Here is a 16,108-nt window from a genome sequence, read left to right as displayed (position 1 = left end):
TGCTAGGGTGATTCCCCGCCGCTGCCCCATTGGAGGTTGTCGATTTGTGCCAGCAGCGCGTCGGCGGTCATTTGCTGGAAGTTTGAAGCAGCGGCAGCGCGACTGATCGTGCCGCTCAGCAGCAGCCGGTTACCGGCCGGCTCTGCGGGTGTCACCAGTGAAATCGCGGCCGATTGCAGCGTAGGATCCTGCGACAGCACGTTCCTGGCGCAGGCAAACGCTCCCTGCGCCAGCGCCAGTTGAGCGCCGTTAATGCTATCCGGCGTTACCCCCTGCACTTCGGCAGTGATGTTGGTGGTGTGTCCGCCACTATCTGTCCGCTGTGAGGTGATCGTGACGCCCTGCGGTAGCGCGACTGGCTGCAAGACTGCGCCAGAGCCGGCGGTAACCGGCGTGCCGGCGCCTGGTTGCACCGACGGCTGCTCACCGTTTGGCGGCCCGCTATCCGGTGCGAATCCGGACCCGCCGGCCGAATATCTGCTGCCGGCACGCTGGTTATCGTCCGGAGCGGTTACTCCTTCGGTGCCTGTCGAGCCGACGATGATGGGCGGACCAGATGGCGCAAGGTCCAGCGCGTGCGGCAGTGGCGCCGCCGCCCTCTGCTTCGGCGCCATGACGAGAATCATCACGGCGATTGTGGCTAAAAATGCTATAGCTGCAATAGTTATAATCCGTAACCACCGCTGCGGAGGCAGCCCCATCAGCGCCGCCGTGCCGCCAATAACCGAGCCATCTGCGGCAACCATGCGGCTCAGCGAGTCCGGCGTCGGCGTCGTGGCTTCCATTCCTGCCCGACGTTCGGCTGCCGCCAGTTTGCGGCGGTCTCCGTCTGTCGGTTCCAGGTCGACGGCCATCCGGTACCACCTCTGTGCTTCGTGGTGGCGGCCCATGTCACGGTAGATGTCGCCCAGCAGCGAGTGTGCAGCGCGGTCTGTAGGCGCGACCTCCAGCAGGTTCACACAGAGGTCCACGGCCTCCGGATAGCTTTTGCGGACGCGGCTGAGATTTGCCGCGGCGAGAATTGCCGCAACATCAACAGCAGGCCGGCCTGCCGAAACGGTCGTTCCCGCCCCGCCGGTAAGAGGCGAGCCGCAACGGGAACAGAACGCGGCGTCAACATCGTTGGTGGAACTGCATTGCGTGCAGCGGTTGGAGGCTGGCATTGGTTTGATCCGGAGGCTGGTTTTAACGCGGCGAGGCGCAGCCGGTGCTGCCAAAGCCTCCATCGCCTCGACTGGTGTCGGCGAGTTCCGCTACCTCTACCAGTTCGACCTGTGGGGCGGCAGCCAGAACCAGCTGCGCGATGCGGTCGCCACGGTTTACTACGAAACTCTCTCGGCCCCAGTTCATGAGGATGACGGAAACTACGCCGCGATAATCGGAATCTATAGTTCCGATCCCATTCAACAGGCCGATACCGGACCGCGACGCAAGGCCGCTGCGTGCCCGAACCTGTGCCTCAAAGCCCACAGGAACCTGGACTCGGAGGCCGGTGGAGACAGTGCACCACTCGCCGGGCTGGAGCTCAACGGGGCTTTCGCGCGGCACGTCGGCGCAGAGATCCATTCCAGCGGAGCCGGCCGTTGCGTAGCGTGGCAGCTGCAAGTCGTGGGCCGACGCTTCGCGGAGCACCGCCAGGCGCGGTGGCTTAGCCGTTTCGTCGCTCATTGCCCTGCTGCGGCGGTGGTTTCCGGTCGGGGTTGGTGGACGGGCAGGCGCACCCAGAACGTGGATCCACAGCCAGCCTTGCTATCCACCCAGATAGACCCGTTGTGAGCCTCCACGAGGTTTTTCACCAGGAATAGGCCAATTCCGGTGCCGCCGACCTTGCGCGTACTCTTATTATCGACACGGTAGAACTTCTGGAACAGCTTCTTCTGCGCGGCTTCCGCTATCCCGGTGCCTTCATCCTTCACGCCGATGAGCACGGTTTCCGTTTCTGCCTCCAGCCTGCAGGTGACGCGCACTTCGCCCCCAGCGGGTGAGTATTTGATGGCGTTGGAGACCAGGTTCTGCAGGATGTTCTGAATCTTGTCGGGGTCGACCTCCGCCAGGATATGTTCGGGATCAAAATCGGCGATGAGCGTGTGCCGGTCGGTCATCCCACGTTGAATTGCCAAAACCTCGTCGGTGGCCTGGCGCAGATCGGCCATCTCGAACGTCATCTCGATCCCGGCGATTCCGGTCTTTTCGATGCGTGAAACGTTCAGGAGGTCATCGATGAGCCGGCGCAGCCGGTCAACATTCTGATCGATGATTTCGTAGAACTCACGCCGGTCCGCGCGCGTATAGAACTCCTCATCAGGATCCTGGAGCAGCGTGCTCACGAAGCCCTTCATCGGGGTGAGTGGTGTGCGAAGTTCATGCGATACAATCGAGACAAACTCGGTCTTCATGCGCTCCACGTTGCGAATGTCGGTCACGTCGTTGAAGATGAACGCGGTGCCAATGTCCTCATCGTTATCGCCCCGTACATTGGCGGCATGCACCTGGTAGAAGTACTGCTCCTCTTCTCCTGTTACGGTGATCTCATCTACATGGCGGCTGCCGTCGTCGTCCAGCTCCTGCGCTACGGCCGGCAGCCCGGCGCGCTGCAGGAGATTGTCGAGAATCCTGAGGCACTCATCGTGGTGGATCAGTTCCCGATAGTCGCGGCCGATGGGCTCAATGGCCTCATCCACGCAGAACATGGCGCGCGCCTTGGCGTTCATCTGGCCGATGCGCCCGCGGTGGTTGATCAGCAGTAATCCCGCGGTGAGGCTCTCCAGCGTATGGACCAGCTGCTGCTTTTCTTCGAGTACATCCCGAAATGCCTGTGCGTTCGCAATAACCGACGCCGCGTTGCGCGACAGGCGTTCAAGCAGCCGCACGTCCTCGTCGATAAACTCCGCGTCGTACCGCTTGTTGAAACAGTGAAGCACTCCGATGGCGATGCGTTCCGCAGTTGCTCCACTGGCATCACGCCGCTCCACGAGAAGGGGAACAGTAACGCCGTTGTGTATTTTGAGGCGATCGACCAGCTCCTGCAGCAGCCGGTCGTCGTGGTTGGTATCGTGGAAGATGGTCGGCTCGCCGGTGCGGAACACCATACCGGAGACGCCCATATCAACCGGCACACGGTACGTGCGCACCTCTTCATCGGTCATGCCGAAAGCCGGCGACCGGGCTATCAAATCACCGGTTTCGCGATCGCGCACCATGATCACGCACTTTTCAGCTTGTACGATCATGGCGGTTCGCTGGACCAGCCGGCGGAGCGTCTCTTCGAACTCGCTGATGGGCACGGTGTAGTCGCCAACATCGTCGGCGCGCCTTGCCCGTTCCATCTCCGCCATGCGATGGCGGGCCTCCTCCAGTTGCGCTTCCAGCTCGGCGATTCTACGACCGGGCTGATCCTCGCTGTCAAACACGGTGGCCTGTGTCAAAGTTTCAAAGGCTCCTGAGGAAATCTCGCTCAATGCAGCACGAGTGGCCCGCCGTTCCATTATAACACAGGCGGTTTAGCCGGTCAAGAACAGACGGGAGGTGACGCGCCGGCGCCTGCCTGAGGACTCAGGCGCGACATTTGAGATCGATGGCTCGCCCGAACCCCGGTCGAGCCATCGTACTGGCGATGCACCATCCATCGAGCTGCCGCTGAATCGACTGCCGAAGGATCAGGCGCTTACACCTGTCCTATGCTAAGGCAGAATGTGAACCGTGGTGTATCGCCGCCATCCACCAAACGTAGCCTTGAGGACAACCGGCGTGTCGGTAGTGACGGTGCTGGTATTTGCCACAAAGTCCGCACTCGTATTGCCGGCCGAAATCAGCACGCCGGTGGAGTAGACTCCGGTGCCGAAGTTCAGTTTGCCGCTGTAAGACGTCACCGTTACGTCCATATCGAACGGTGCGGGTGCGTCGAGCGTTACGGTTCCGCTGATGGTCTGGCCGCCTACCACGGTTGGGTAAGTCGTGGAGATGCTGCTGATGATTACCGGTATTGCCAGGAAGCCGGCCTGCTTCTGCTGATAGTAACCGGTGCCTACAATAGCGCCATAGTCGTTCAGACCCGTTGCGTTGACGAGGCGCCAGCCGCTGCTGTTCTCTACAAGCGTGTTCAGGTCGGTCATGGTGCCTGCGGACGGGTTGGTAACATCACCAGACCAGAGGAAGGCATGCTTACCCGATTGTCCCACGACAATGCCACTCGCCGTATTGATGGCGTTCGCTACACTGTAGTCGGTGTTGTGCAGGTAACCAAGCGGACCGTACGGCGCGCCCGTCCGCCCATTCCAGGCAAATGCCTCGGCAGCGCCGGTGACGCTGCTCTGCGCGCTTCCGACTACGTCATCGGAATCGTCTATTCCGGTTGCCGTGGAGGGTGTGGTGTACGTCACGCCGCCAAAACTGCCTCCGGTCAGCGCTACGGCGCCGAATCCCTTGGTAAAGAAGTTGGAGCTGAATACCGCCTGAGCCGGGGTAACGCCGATATCCGTACCGCACATATCCTCAAATATGTTCGAGACGCCGGTGTACTGATCGTTCGCAAAATAGTATGCGTAGCTGGTGTCTGGTGCGAATTCAATGCCATCGAACGTGTCCGGCGTCCTGGCGGTATCCTGAATGGTCCCGCAAAGGTAGCCATCGTCATTTATCCCGAGAGCGGCCCCGGGCCAATCCGTAGCGTTGCTGCCGCCCAGGTTTTCAACGACCGTATACGTGGTGCTAAAGTACGCGATCGGAGCCCACACGCCGAGGGCAACGGCGGCACTCACAGTGGCGTTCCAGGCGGTTCCACCGATCTCCCCCAGATTGTTGATCGCATAGCCGTAGTAGTGTGTATGCGACACGGTCGTATCGAAATGGAACGACGGCACACCCGGCATCCAGACGAACCCTTTACCGGTGCCATCGTTCCCGACAACCTGGTAGTCATCGTTGACCCCGGTTGGCGTGCCGATTGTGCCGCTCGGGTTGACATTGATGATCGAGTACTGCTGGGCGATGCCAGGGCGCGGAATTGCGATGGCCGCAAGGGCAACAGCAATGAGTGTTCCAAGTCTTCGAAACTTCATGGTGTCGATTTCCTTTCTAAACAGCAAACGGCTGCGGCAGCGAATACCGATACCGAAGGCCGCGAGTGGCGAGTGCCGATAATACCGGGCGCCGAAGCCGAACGGCGGCGCAAAGGTACGGTTCCAGATTGCCGCCGTGTTGTCCTCCCCGGACGTTGGCGACTCGCGGTATCTGATGTGGTTATCGCCATGCCATCCGGAAGCTGTTTTGGGGATGCGCGCCTCGAGGGAACGATCAGCGGTTGATCCAACTGTGTTGGTTGTGATGACCGCCCAGAAACTGGACGACCGAGCAAGGCTGCCCTGCCTCCGCTGCACCGATGCCGCTGAGATTGGTTCGCGGCGGCGATCGCAACTCAGGCGCAGAAGCGGGCAGAGTGGTTGCCGTCTCACATATCTGGTAACCCCACACACGGGCGTAACCGCGATCGGTCCAATCGGTCGGATCGGTCGCAGATTTAAGGCGAGCGGTTTTGCGCGGGGCCGGGCGCAGCGCTACGGTCCAGCACCGCCGCAGGGCAGCGAAGCGAAGACGTAAGGCGGCCGGTGCCGAATCATTGACGACAACGCTGCGCCGGCAACGGGTGGCCGGCGCTTGCCCTACCCGCTTTCACGTTCTTCAGCGCTCTCATCGATAACCGGCCACGTCCAGTCACGTTTGAGGAAGACTTTCTGGATCCATTTCACCAGGTCGTCGACGTACGTGTGCATCAGCGGTATTTCGAACAGGCTGAGGAGTGTGCCCACCGTGAGGCCGCCGAGAATGGTGGTGCCCAGCGGCTGATAAGCGTCCAAACCGGTGCGGGGCGCCAGCGCCACCGGCGCCATAACCACGATGGTGATGAGCGCGGTCATCAGGATGGGCCGCAGCCGCTGCGGGCATGCCTCCTCGATCGCCCGGTCGCGCGGGATGCCGCGGTCCCGGTACTTCGACACGAGATCGATCATGAGGATGGCCGCGGTCATGTCCATGCCGCTTAGTACTATGATGGCCATTATGGATACAGTTGAAAATGCCTGATGCGCAATCCAGAGCGCGAAGAAGACACCAGAGAGTTCGAGCGGCAACGAAGCCAGCATCTGGAGCGGCTGTAGGAATCCACGGAACTGCGCAACCAGAACCAGATACATCAGCACCAGTGCGAAGAGCAGACCGTACAGCAGCCGTCGGAAGCTCTCCATCATCTGCGTCATATCGCCACGCATCGCTATGTTGTAGCCCGGTGGAAAGTTCAGCGTATCCATAGCCTTCATCATCACGCTCATCGCCAGGTCCATGGATGGCGGACCCCCCTTGCGGTAGTAGCCGGTAACGCCGATGACGCGCTGCAGGCCATCGTGCTCGATGGCGGTCGGCGCCGACTGAAGTTCCACACTTGCAACCGCCTTAAGCGGGATTGTGGTTCCCGATGGCGTGGCCAGCATCATCAGGCCCAACTGATCCGGCGTCAGTCGCTGAGACCCGCGGTAACGGATATCGATCGTATCTTGCCGGATATTGGGCAGCTGGAAGAACTGGCTCGCTACTCCGCCATGCATGGCGTAGTACGTCTGTTCCGCGATGCTCGCCGGCGTAAGCCCCACCTGTTGCGCGCGCGCGGGATCCACATGCACCACATAGTCTGGTACACCCATCGCCCAGGTGGTTGCGGTTTGCACCAGGCCCGGAGTATGCCGGGCGATGTCGCGGGTTTGCCGCCCCAGCACGGCAAGCTCCTTGAGGCTCGGTCCCGAGATGATCAGATCAACCGGCGCGTCCGACGTAGCCATCACGTCGGCGCCCATCTCTTTGAGTTGAAGCCTTCGTATGCCGGGGATGGTAGCGAGCGCCTGCTTCCGTATACCGTCCATCAGCTGCCAGATGCTGCGGCGTCGCTGATCCTTATCGATGAAAGTGAGCATCATGGAAGCGCCGTCGGCCTGCGGCATCTGATACCCTGTAAAGTAGGGACTGAAGCTCTCGAACATGTTTTCCGTACCGATTTCGATGGAGGCGCGCTGAAGCTCGGGGTACTTCAACATAATCTGCTCCAGCTGGTGGACCGCGTTTTCGGTGGCCTCAAAGCTGGTTCCCGGCTTCATCTCCAGCACACCACTTGCCTGCCCCACATCGGCCAGCGGCATCATTTCAGAGCCGATGAAGTGATAGACAGTAAGACCGATGATGACGGTGACGCCGATGGCGGCGACATTCAGGAACCGGTTGCGCAGCAGCGACCGGATGGCTCGTGTATAGGCTTTCTCGAGCCGGTCCAGCATGTGCTGAAACGGATCCAGCGGCAGGTAGAGCCACCGAAGCAGCCAGTGCTTCCGGTCGGCATCACGCGCCGATTCGGGGCGCAGCCAGTTGGCGCACAGCAGCGCGGTAAGCGTAAATGAAACGAGCATGGAAGCCAGCAGGCCAAAGATGATCGGCCAGACCAGTTCCACAAACATCAGTTGGGTGATGCCGCCGCAGACCAGCAGTGGCGATAGCGCGAGGATCAACACCACCGTGGACCCGATCACAGCCATCCGCACTTCGGCAATGCCGTCTATGGTCGCCGTTCTGGCGTTTTTGCCCATTCTCAGGTGCCGTTCCACAGAATGGATGTCGATGATGGTGTCGTCGGTAAGGCGTCCGATGGAAAGCAGCAGCCCAATGAGCGTGCCGCTGTTGAACGTCATGTGGAACGGAACGAGCATCAATACAGCCATAGCGAGCGCCGTTGGCAGCGTAATGAGCGCGATCAGTGTTCCCCGCCACTCGCCGAGGAAGAAGACCACCACCAAAGCCGTGAGGAGTACGGCCAGGCCAAGCTCTTCCCAAACGTTGTTGAAGAGGATGTTGACAAAGTGGGCATTGTCGTAAGCGGCGGCAAAATGTGTGCCGGGATACAGGTGCTCCACCTGATGAATGACACGGTTGACGCCGGGAACCACCTGATACGAACTGGCGCCCGGATTCTGGATAACGGAGACCTCGATGGAGGGCGTTACGCTGCCGGCTGTTCCCGGCGCGTGGCTCAGGTAGTTGTAGGCGCTCTTCCGTTCCCACCAGCTATCGACCACATGGGCCACATCACCAACACGTATAATGGCGCCGTTGTGCGCAGTCAGCGGATACGCTGCCACGTCGGCCGCCGAGCGCGCCCGACTGTCGACCCGAATGATGCTCTCGGTGGCGCTCGTGGTGATGGTGCCTGCAGGCTCGCTGACGTTATATGTATCGATGGCGTCGCGAACGTTCAGGATGGAGAGACCATATGCGGCGAGCTTGTTTCGATCGACGATCACCTGGATCTGGCGGCGGTAACCGCCGAACGTCACCACGGCAAAGACATCTGAAAGCGCCTTGAGCTTTCTTACAACCGTGTTGTCGGCGAATTCACGCAGCTTCGCCATCGTCCAGCCCTGGGACGCGTCGCCGGTGAGGGAGAACGTTATCACCGGCAGATTCAACGAATCAACCGGGATGATGAACGATGGCTTCAGGTTGGCGCCGGTGACCGGCAGGTTTGCCTGTGCGACATTAAGCAGCGTTTGCACGCTCGCCTGCGCCTTCGACATATCGGTGCCGTAGTTGAACTCCAGAATAACGATGGATATCCCGTTTTCCGAGATACTGCGCACATAGTGCAGGTTCTGGACGTCGATGAGCTGCTGCTCGAGCGGGCCCGAAACCTGAAGCTCCATCTCTTTGGCAGAGAGACCGGGCATCGCAGTCACCACGCCCAGCTCCGGGCTGGGGACGTAGGGCGCGAACCTGCGCGGTATCACCGACCGGACGCACAATATCGCTACAGCGATCACCGCAACGTAAAACGGCACTACCACATACGGGTGCTCGATGGACCACTGCGGTATGCGACTCAGGCCGCCGGTACCGCGGCGCGGGTTCGGTGCTCTACTCACTGTGACATCCCAGCCATTCCCGGCATTGGGGTATTTCGTTTCAGATCCGCCGGTGGCGGCGCCGACGCGCCGGCCGTGGTGATCGCGTCTCCATCCTTGAGGTTCCGGTAGCCGCTCGTGATCACCGATTGCCCTGCCACCAGGCCGGACAGTATATCCACGAAGCTCCCGTTATGGCTGCCGAGCGTGACGGGCACCAACTTCGCCGATAACGTTCCTCCCACAGCCTGTGGGATGAGCTTCCACCCTCATATCGGGCACTTGCCCGGGTGGTTCTCGCGGATTTGCGGGTGCATCGAGCAGGTCCAAATGGTTTTGGCGGCCTTGCCCTCTACCACAGTCCATACGGCCGCCGTCGTACCGGTAGCCAGGACGGGCGTCGTTGCGACCGGAACCTTCACAATCGCGGAGAGCGGAGCCAACAGAGCCGTGCGCGCCTCACCTAACTGAATATGCATCGTGACGAAGTCGCCGGATCGGATGCGACCCTGTGGATTGGGTACCAGGGCTTCCACCACCGAGGTATGCGCCGTTGGATCGGCGATCGGGAAGATCGTGCTCACCCGCGTGGAAATGGGTGCGCCGCCGCCCGGAAGATCGACGGTTACAATGTCGCCGGGCCGGATTCTCCAGGCGTCGCTTTGTGCGACGTTCGCTTGCAGGCGCATCATGCTGTTCTGCGCGATATCCAGAATTGGTGCGCCGGCCTGCACCAGCGCTCCCTGCGCCAGATCGCGGTCCGTTACCACGCCGGAGAACGGAGCACGGATAACCGTGTAGCCCGCGATAATGCTGGCGGTGTTCAGATTGGCGGCTGACTGCGCGATGGCGGCCTGCGTATGTGGCACCTCGTGTGCGACGGCAGCCGCGTTCTGGCGGGCTGCACTGGCTGCAGCGCGCGCCTGCCGAACTTTTGCTTGAGCAGATGCGCCTGCCTGAAGCGCAGCCGAAACCGATGAACTAGAAGCCTTCGCCATCGCTCTCGCGCGCGCCACCTGCGCAGCTGCAGACGCAACCGATGCGTCGGCGGTCGCCACAGCATCGGTAGCTTGTGTCAGCCGTGCCTGCGCGTCGGCGTTCTCGGCGGCCGCGACGTCGGCTTTACGCTGAGATACAACGCCCTTCCCAACGAGGAGCGTCATGCGGCTTGCCTGAGCGGCTGCCGACTGTGCGGCGGCAGCCGCCGCCTTTACGCCCGCCCGGGCACTCACCGTTCCCGTCTTTGCGGCGGTAAGCGCCGCTTCCGCCGCTGAAACATCGGAAAGCGCGGCGGCCGCCTCTGCCCGAGCATTGGCAACTCCGGCCTCTGCCTGGGCTTCTTCTGCCTTCGCGGTGTCCACGGCCGCGGCTGCGCCGGCGCTGGTCGCCAGGGCGGCTCGAGCGTTGATCCCGGCAATCAACGCTTCGTGCCGGCTCATCGAAAGGGCTGCGATCTGCTGCTGCACGCGTGAGTCGAGCTCGCGCGGATCGATGCGCGCCAGCAGATCGCCGGCATTCACGTGCATGCCGGGATACCAGGGCATCTCGGTGAGCGTGCCGTCGACGCGCGCGGCGATCATGACGGAGGCTTCGTTATGCGCCTCTCCCGTGTAGGTGACCGTAGCGCCTAGCGACCCTGAGACGACGGTCGATACCGTCACAGGAGCAGCGCCTGTCGACGGCCTAATGGCGCTCATGTCCATCGCCTGTGCGGCAATCACATCTGTGTGGCCAGGCGGCGTATAGCGTTTTACCAACCATTCACTGGCAAACCAGGCAACCAGCAGCATGGCGATACCGAAAACGGTGCGCCATGGATGCCATTTTTTCTCCGGTGCTGATGTTCCCATTCAACGGGCCCCCTGTGCTTCCGCACTCTGCCGCACTCCGCAGGCCAGGTGTGGTAGCGAGACCGGCAAAGAGCGAGGATAGACTCGATCGTGCAGATAGGCAGCAAGGTGATACAGTCGCAGCCGTTGGTGGCGCGGCAAATCAGCCGTCAGCTGCCTTACAGGGTGGGCGGGGCGCGCGGAGGGGCGGCGGTTGCGGGGCGAGACCGGTTTCCCGGCGGAGCGCGAGGTCGAACCGGCGACCGTACTGTCTTGCCCGTGATGCAGGCGAAGGGCTGCTGCGGCAGGGGCGCATAGCGCAGTGCGATGGCAGTCAGCCGGCCGGTAACATTAAGCCAGGCCGGCTGGCGCGAGCGGGGCAGACGAACGACACAGACACAGCCACGGCGCGCTTCGGCCCGCGCTTGAACGCGGCTGCTGTTGTGATAGGCAGCAGACGGATGGCATTTCGGGCAGTCGCCCATTTGTGCCGCAGAGGTACACGTGCAGCGCGGCGTGCGCACGGGTATCGAGCAAGTTGACGGACTCTGCCGGCACGCCATTTGCGGCGTGCAGCGCGTGCCGTCGGGGCACTGCAAGACCGCAGCGCGTGATGGCATTCCCATTGCCACGGTGGCGGTCGCCAGGCAGGCGGCGGAAATGCGCAACACTACGGGCCGACGACCGACTGTACGAACTTTGATCATACGTAGGTCTAGTATACGCAATGCTGCAGCGGTTTGTGCTGTTCGGCGCTACATTTGCGCTAAAGTAGAATGCGGTTATCGCAGTTGTCGTCAAACGGCGATGGATGGCCGACGCGCGGCAGGTACCGCATCGCCAGGAGCCTGCCGCATGGAAGCTGCCGACCAGCGCTCCGCGCGCAGCGCGGTGTTGAAAGGAGTCCTTAGCATGAAATCGCAATCCGCGTTGGCATTTGCCGTTGTGCTGCTTGCCGCGGCTGCGCTGTCGCGGTCCGCGTTTGCCCAGGCGCTGCCGGAGTACTCGATTATCAACATCAACCCGGTGGGCCTCGTTGGCACCCCGGCGGGAATCAATGACGACTGCCAGGTTGTGGGCACCGACAGCTCCGGAAAGGGCTTCGTATGGATGCCTGGCGTACCGTCGTACCACTTCGATACCGATGGCGCCACACAGTGGTCCGCCGACGCGATCAACAATCTGGGGACGATCGGCGGCGCGGAGCTCAATGCGACCACATACGAGCCAGCACTCTGGGCGCCATCCGCCTATCTTTCAACCGCTTACTCGCTGGCGGTGCGGTATTTTCTCACCACCACGGGCACGCCGGGTGCCTTCTTCGCGATCAACGACGACGGTTGGGCGGCAGGCAGGATTTCCGATAGTTCGGACGCTGACGGGCATGCTACGATTGAAGTCCCACCCGGGAGCGTCGTCACAGGACCGTACGGCACGGCAACCGGGGTTAGCCCGGTATATGAGGATCTTGCAATCCAGGATGATACAACCGGCGAAGTGGCCGCATTCAGCCTCAATATGTTCACGACTCCGGCAATCCGCGATCTGCCGGTAGGCGGTACGTTCAACGGAAACGCCTACTCAGCGCCGTCGCGGTCGTCAGGCATTGACGCCGCCGACGACATTGTAGGTTACCAGAACAACCTGACCACGACCCAGCCGGAGGCCTATGCGTGGAATGGCTTGCAGCTCGCGGCGTATGGGCCGCTGGGGTTGTTGCCGCATGCTCCGGATAGCGAAGCCAACGCCGTGAACGATGTTGCCGGCTATGTAGTCGGATCTTCCGGCGAGCGTGCGTTCATCTGGCGGGGAGACCTCACCAATCCGACTGCCGGAACGATGACCGATTTGAACACGCTGGTCCAGCCCAGAAGCGGCTGGCTGCTGAGGCGCGCCACGGCGCTTGATGACTACGGCGATATCGTTGGCACCGGATACTATCACCAGGCGCCGGCAGGCTTCCTGGCAATACCCACCGTACTCAATGGCATGACGCTGAGCGTAGCGACGGTGATCGAGGGATCGCCCTTCACTGGCACGATCACGCTCAGCGCTCCGGCGCCGTTTGACATGAGCGTCACGTTGACGACATACAACGCGAAGGTGAACTTCGGCGCCGGGATCTACTCGACGTCCGTCATCATAAACGCAGGCGATACCAGCGCCGGCTTCGCCGCCGGCACTACGACGGTTACCGCACCGACGCCGGTCACACTGAAGGCAACGTTTGGTGGTTGGCGGCAGTATGCCCACATCGTGGTAATACCGTAGGCGCTGACGTTGGCGGCTTGCGCCACCGAGCGCGCGGCAAAGCCGGAACGCGCGTGGCCGGCACAATCGCCCGGAGCAAATCTGAAGAGAACGCTACTCGTACTCTTCAATCGGCGGGCAAGCGCAAACGAAATTACGGTCGCCATACGCCCCGTCGACCCGGCTAACGGGCGGCCAGTATTTGTGCCGCCGGGTCCAGTCTGTGGGGAAAACGGCGCGTTCGCGCGAATACGGATGCGTCCAGTTGTCCGCCGCGGCCTGCGTCATGGTGTGCGGCGCGTTTTTCAACAGGTTGTCGTCTCGATCGGCCGTTCCGTTGGCGATCTCCTCGATTTCACTCCGAATCGCAATCAACGCATTACAGTATCGATCGATCTCTTCTTTCGACTCGCTTTCCGTCGGCTCGATCATGAGGGTGCCTGCCACCGGAAACGAGACTGTTGGCGCGTGGAACCCGTAATCCATAAGCCGCTTCGCGACGTCGGTGGCGTCCACACCGGAGCGATCCTGGAGTGGACGAACGTCCAGAATGCACTCGTGCGCCACCAATCCGCGGTGACCGCGGTAGAGCACCGGGTAGTGCGGCTGCAGCCGGGCAGCCATGTAGTTGGCATTGAGAATGGCTGTGGCCGTGGCCGTCCGTAGACCTTCGGCGCCCATCATGCGGATGTAGGCGTAAGAGATCGGCAGGATGCCGGGGCTTCCCCAGGGCGCGGCCGAGACCGCGCCGATCGCCTTATCACCGCCAACTTCCGCCATGGGGTGTGAAGGCAGGTACGCCGCGAGGTGGGCGGCCACGCAGATGGGTCCCATACCGGGTCCGCCGCCGCCATGGGGAATGCAGAAGGTTTTGTGCAGATTGAGGTGACACACATCCGGCCCAATCTCACCCGGACGGCAGACACCGACCTGCGCATTCATGTTTGCGCCATCCATGTAGACCTGCCCGCCGCACGCGTGCACGATGCTGCAGATTTCGCGAATGCCGGTCTCAAACACACCGTGGGTAGATGGATAGGTGATCATCAGCGCCGCCAGGTCTTCTCGATGCTCTTCCGCCCTGGCTCTCAGATCCGCCATATCCACGTTTCCGTCCGCATCGGTTTTCACCACCACGATCCGGAGGCCGGCCATGGCGGCGGAAGCCGGATTGGTGCCATGCGCGGAGGCAGGAATCAGGCAGAGATCGCGGTTACCCTGTCCACGTTCCGTGTGGTATCTCCGGATGACCAGCAGGCCGGCGTATTCACCCTGAGAACCCGCGTTCGGCTGGAGCGAGCAGGCCTCAAAGCCCGTGATCTCGCACAGCATCGTCTCCAGCCTCTTGATCAGCCGGGCGTAACCTCGCGCCTGGTCCTCTGCCGCGAAGGGGTGAACAGCGCCAAACTCCGGCCAGGTGATCGGCAGCATTTCAGCGGCTGCATTCAGCTTCATGGTGCACGAGCCGAGCGGAATCATCGAGTCGGCCAGCGAGATGTCGCGATTTGCCAACCTGTTGAGATACCGCATCATCTCCGACTCCGACCGGATGCTGCTGAAGATGGGATGTGTGAGGAATGGCGAGGTGCGGACTGCCCACTCCGGCAGTGGAAGTGAGGCTGCCGGCAAAGCTTCTACCGGGCAGCCCGTGAACACGTTTATCAGAGTCTCCACCAGCTCGCCATCGGAGGTCTCGTCAAGCGCCACGGCAAGTGCGGTTGGGCCAAGGCGGCGCACATTGATGCGCATGGCGTGTGCCCGGAACACTGCCTGATCAGCCTCCTCGTGCGCCATATCGACGCGAACCGTGTCAAAGAAGGGCTCGCTCGTTACCGCCATGCCGGCGCCTCGCAGCGCCGCAACCAGGCTCACCGCGAGACCGCGAGTGCGTTCGGCGATGGTTCTAAGTCCTTCAGGTCCGTGCCAGACGGCGTACATCGATGCCACGTTGGCGAGCAGCGCCTGTGCCGTGCAGATGTTGCTGGTGGCCTTTTCCCGCCGGATATGCTGTTCACGCGTCTGGAGCGCCAGGCGTAAAGCCGGCCGGTCTTCGGTATCACGCGAGACGCCCACGAGGCGTCCCGGAAGGTGGCGCTTCAGCGCGTCGGCTGCTGCCATGAAGGCGGCGTGTGGCCCACCGTAGCCCAGCGGCACACCGAAGCGTTGGGCACTGCCGATCGCTATGTCGGCTCCAAGCTCACCTGGCGGCGTGATCAGGGTGAGCGCCAGGAGGTCACAGGCCATGGCGACCGCAGCGCCATGCTCGTGTGCATCGGCGATCAACGCCCGATAGTCGTATATTGCTCCGTCGGTTGCAGGATATTGCAGCAAAATGCCGCAAGCCGGCTCGTCCAGACGATCGCTAAACTTGCGAACCAGCAGCTCCAGGCCGAGCGCATCGGCTCGGGTCTGCAAAACCGCCAACGTTTGGGGATGGCACCCGATATCGGCGAGAAACGGGGCATCTTTGTTGCGCGAAACCGCGTGACACATCGCCATCGCTTCGGCGGCTGCTGTCGATTCATCCAGCAGCGATGCGTTGGCGACCGGAAGGGCCGTTAGATCCATCACCATCTGCTGAAAGTTGAGGAGGGCTTCCAGGCGTCCTTGCGCAACCTCCGCCTGATAGGGCGTGTATGGCGTATACCAGCGTGGGTCTTCGATGAGGCACCGCTGGATAACCGGCGGCGTGATGGTCCCACTGTATCCAGCGCCAATACAACTGGTCCACACCGAGTTTTGACGGGCGAGATCGCGCAGTTCCTCAAGGCTCTCGGCTTCCGACATGCCGTTTCCCACTGCAGGCATGTACGGGACCGTGGCGTGGAGAATATCCTGTGGAATGGCCGCGGCGATCAGATCGTCGAGCGATTCGAGGTTGAGCGCCTGCAGCATCTGCTGCACGTCCGCGGGCCGTGGGCCAATATGTCGCCGTTCAAACTCGCGGGAATCGGACTGGGTGGATGGTGCGATCGGGTCGGCGCTCACGGTCGTCATTCGGCTGGCTCCTTCGTGGGATTGGAGAGGTTCGGCAAATCGCATAGTACCCGATGGCGCCCTGGCGCATTCGGTAGGAAGTGCAGCAATGGAAGAAGGCAA

At 61.8% G+C, this 16,108-nt stretch carries 9 protein-coding genes; 1 reads left to right on the top strand and 8 read right to left on the bottom strand.

Features of this window, described 5'->3' with window-relative positions; all coding sequences use genetic code 11:
- Window positions 1-2: 2 nt before the first annotated feature.
- From KGJ62_06425 to KGJ62_06395, 7 genes are all read right to left on the bottom strand, one after another.
- Entirely contained in the window at window positions 3-1,163 is a 1,161-nt protein-coding gene (locus KGJ62_06425; GenBank protein MDE2126206.1) for a hypothetical protein, read from the bottom strand.
- A gap of 22 nt (window positions 1,164-1,185) precedes the next feature.
- Window positions 1,186-1,668, bottom strand: coding sequence for a dUTP diphosphatase (dut, locus tag KGJ62_06420; GenBank protein ID MDE2126205.1), 483 nt, complete (start codon window positions 1,666-1,668; stop codon window positions 1,186-1,188).
- Window positions 1,665-3,425, bottom strand: a complete 1,761-nt coding sequence (locus tag KGJ62_06415) for a GAF domain-containing protein (protein ID MDE2126204.1) — start codon at window positions 3,423-3,425, stop codon at window positions 1,665-1,667. The genes dut and KGJ62_06415 overlap by 4 nt, the downstream gene beginning before the upstream one ends.
- A 255-nt stretch (window positions 3,426-3,680) precedes the next feature.
- The gene (locus KGJ62_06410) at window positions 3,681-5,057 is read right to left on the bottom strand and encodes a hypothetical protein (protein ID MDE2126203.1); all 1,377 of its coding nucleotides are present in this window, start codon (window positions 5,055-5,057) and stop codon (window positions 3,681-3,683) included.
- A 600-nt stretch (window positions 5,058-5,657) separates the two neighbouring features.
- A complete protein-coding gene (locus KGJ62_06405) occupies window positions 5,658-8,951 on the bottom strand; it encodes an efflux RND transporter permease subunit (protein ID MDE2126202.1) in 3,294 nt (1,097 codons plus the stop codon).
- Window positions 8,948-9,151, bottom strand: coding sequence for a hypothetical protein (locus tag KGJ62_06400; protein ID MDE2126201.1), 204 nt, complete (start codon window positions 9,149-9,151; stop codon window positions 8,948-8,950). The genes KGJ62_06405 and KGJ62_06400 overlap by 4 nt, the downstream gene beginning before the upstream one ends.
- A gap of 48 nt (window positions 9,152-9,199) precedes the next feature.
- Window positions 9,200-10,780 (bottom strand): efflux RND transporter periplasmic adaptor subunit, encoded by a 1,581-nt coding sequence (locus KGJ62_06395; GenBank protein ID MDE2126200.1) that lies wholly within the window; start codon window positions 10,778-10,780, stop codon window positions 9,200-9,202.
- Between the two features lie 891 nt (window positions 10,781-11,671).
- Between KGJ62_06395 and KGJ62_06390 the strand changes: the two genes are divergently transcribed.
- The gene (locus KGJ62_06390; GenBank protein ID MDE2126199.1) at window positions 11,672-13,030 is read left to right on the top strand and encodes a hypothetical protein; all 1,359 of its coding nucleotides are present in this window, start codon (window positions 11,672-11,674) and stop codon (window positions 13,028-13,030) included.
- A 93-nt stretch (window positions 13,031-13,123) separates the two neighbouring features.
- Here the strand turns inward: KGJ62_06390 and gcvP are convergent, their stop codons facing one another.
- The gene (gene gcvP / locus KGJ62_06385) at window positions 13,124-16,006 is read right to left on the bottom strand and encodes an aminomethyl-transferring glycine dehydrogenase (GenBank protein MDE2126198.1); all 2,883 of its coding nucleotides are present in this window, start codon (window positions 16,004-16,006) and stop codon (window positions 13,124-13,126) included.
- Between the last annotated feature and the right edge of the window lie 102 nt (window positions 16,007-16,108).

This window comes from Armatimonadota bacterium, from assembly GCA_028871815.1.
Lineage (GTDB): Bacteria > Armatimonadota > Chthonomonadetes > Chthonomonadales > Chthonomonadaceae > REEB205.
The sequence above is the reverse complement of the archived record's forward strand: the minus strand, read 5'-3'. Positions and strand labels throughout refer to the sequence as shown.